Below are 1,108 nucleotides of genomic sequence, written 5' to 3'. Positions count from 1 at the left end.
AATACATAACATTTTGCTTGGGATGATGCACCCCCGTGTGTTGTTCCGAGTGTTTGATTATTATTTGCCGGGACTTCATTGGTTTCGCCCTTATTTTCCGAGGGGTTGCCGATGGCTTTTTGTTTTTTATGGAGAGTTTGATCCTGGCTCAGGATGAACGCTGGCGGCGTGCTTAACACATGCAAGTCGAACGATGAAGCCCAGCTTGCTGGGTGGATTAGTGGCGAACGGGTGAGTAACACGTGAGTAACCTGCCCCTGACTTCGGGATAAGCCCGGGAAACTGGGTCTAATACCGGATATGACTGTTGACCGCATGGTTGGTGGTTGAAAGATTTATCGGTGGGGGATGGACTCGCGGCCTATCAGCTTGTTGGTGAGGTAATGGCTCACCAAGGCGACGACGGGTAGCCGGCCTGAGAGGGTGACCGGCCACACTGGGACTGAGACACGGCCCAGACTCCTACGGGAGGCAGCAGTGGGGAATATTGCACAATGGGCGGAAGCCTGATGCAGCGACGCCGCGTGAGGGATGACGGCCTTCGGGTTGTAAACCTCTTTCAGTAGGGAAGAAGCGAGAGTGACGGTACCTGCAGAAGAAGCGCCGGCTAACTACGTGCCAGCAGCCGCGGTAATACGTAGGGCGCAAGCGTTATCCGGATTTATTGGGCGTAAAGAGCTCGTAGGCGGTTTGTCGCGTCTGCCGTGAAAGACCAGGGCTCAACCCTGGTTCTGCGGTGGGTACGGGCAGACTAGAGTGATGTAGGGGAGACTGGAATTCCTGGTGTAGCGGTGAAATGCGCAGATATCAGGAGGAACACCGATGGCGAAGGCAGGTCTCTGGGCATTTACTGACGCTGAGGAGCGAAAGCATGGGGAGCGAACAGGATTAGATACCCTGGTAGTCCATGCCGTAAACGTTGGGCACTAGGTGTGGGGGACATTCCACGTTTTCCGCGCCGTAGCTAACGCATTAAGTGCCCCGCCTGGGGAGTACGGCCGCAAGGCTAAAACTCAAAGGAATTGACGGGGGCCCGCACAAGCGGCGGAGCATGCGGATTAATTCGATGCAACGCGAAGAACCTTACCAAGGCTTGACATGTTCCAGA

General features: G+C 55.2%; 1 rRNA gene. It reads left to right on the top strand.

Going from position 1 to position 1,108, the window contains the following annotated elements:
• Window positions 1-125: 125 nt before the first annotated feature.
• Window positions 126-1,108 (top strand): 16S ribosomal RNA (locus OK351_RS17845); the annotation flags it as partial.

The organism is Glutamicibacter sp. MNS18, assembly GCF_026107515.2.
Taxonomy (GTDB): Bacteria; Actinomycetota; Actinomycetes; order Actinomycetales; family Micrococcaceae; genus Glutamicibacter.
The sequence above is the reverse complement of the archived record's forward strand: the minus strand, read 5'-3'. Positions and strand labels throughout refer to the sequence as shown.